This window comes from Kineosphaera limosa NBRC 100340, from assembly GCF_000298215.1.
Taxonomy (GTDB): domain Bacteria; phylum Actinomycetota; class Actinomycetes; order Actinomycetales; family Dermatophilaceae; genus Kineosphaera; species Kineosphaera limosa.
In genome coordinates this window covers 1-958 of the sequence record NZ_BAHD01000161.1, presented here as the reverse complement: position 1 = coordinate 958, position 958 = coordinate 1, and the positions used below count along the sequence as shown (strand labels likewise).

The following is a 958-nucleotide window of genomic DNA, read 5'->3' as shown; positions in this document are numbered from 1 at the left end:
CTGAGTGAGCAGGGGCTCGCACAGCGCTGCGAGGACTCGCCTCTGAGAGGGGCGCCACTCCCGTTCGAGTTGCTGGGTGTCGGATTCAGCGCGCCCGGCCGCACCTGGCAACGGCGCAGGGACGCTGGGAGCGCAGAGGGCGCGAGCGTTCACATGCACCCTGGCCTCCAGGCCAGCACGGCCGAGCACCAAGACGTCGAAAAGACGGGGGCCGACCAGGGGCGGGGCGTAGCCCCCTCCCGCTTCCACTACGACATCCGGGCCGAACGACGACCGCACATGCAGCGGCCGGGAGGCGGATCTGTTCCACACGATGACCCGGTCCGCGAGCACTTCGATGTCGCCCGCATGCCGCGAGATGAAGTCGTCCGGCTCAAGCTGTATCGCGCAGTTCCTGCCGCGCCCGAAACTCACGCTCTCGTTGACCGGCACAACGTGGGACCTGCCGCCGTGGACGACCGATACGGTGCCACGCGGGATCCTCTGGCCAGGCGTCGCGATCACGCCCCTAGTCAACACGGATGGGCGGCCCGCGAACGAGGGACCAACCGCCATCACCACGTCGGCTCGCGCATTGAGCAGCTGGCCACGGCCTCGGCTTATCAACGCATGTGATGCACCTCACATTCAAGAGGGAGGGCGAGCGAGAACGAGAATGCCTGTGCCCCAACGGAACTCACGGCCCGTTCAGGCAATCTGAATCCGCCTGTGCTGCAGTGGGTTTCAGCAATTAATAGCGTTGCTACTACCAATTCTGTTCGATAGTGTTTCCCGTATGGAACCCACCGCAGCGGACCTCGTGACCTGGCTCGATGCCGGGTCCGCGACGCTGCTGGGGCACGCCGGTGACCTGACTCGACTCGGGAGTGACGACCTGGCGGGCCTGGCCGCCGGCGCCGCGAAGATCGTGAACGCCGCGAAGGCGTTGCAGGCAGCCGTGGTGATGGAAGCCCGGGAG

At 66.5% G+C, this 958-nt stretch carries 2 protein-coding genes; one reads left to right on the top strand and one right to left on the bottom strand.

Annotation, left to right across the window (positions count from 1 at the left end; genetic code table 11):
* On the bottom strand, positions 1-504 hold a 504-nt coding region (locus tag KILIM_RS24790), incomplete at its 3' end, for an FHA domain-containing protein (protein ID WP_006594945.1).
* Positions 505-775: 271 nt separating this feature from the next.
* On the opposite strand from KILIM_RS24790, the gene KILIM_RS21850 reads away from it, so the two are divergent.
* A partial coding sequence (locus tag KILIM_RS21850) for a hypothetical protein (protein WP_040564104.1) occupies positions 776-958 on the top strand: 183 nt, incomplete at its 3' end.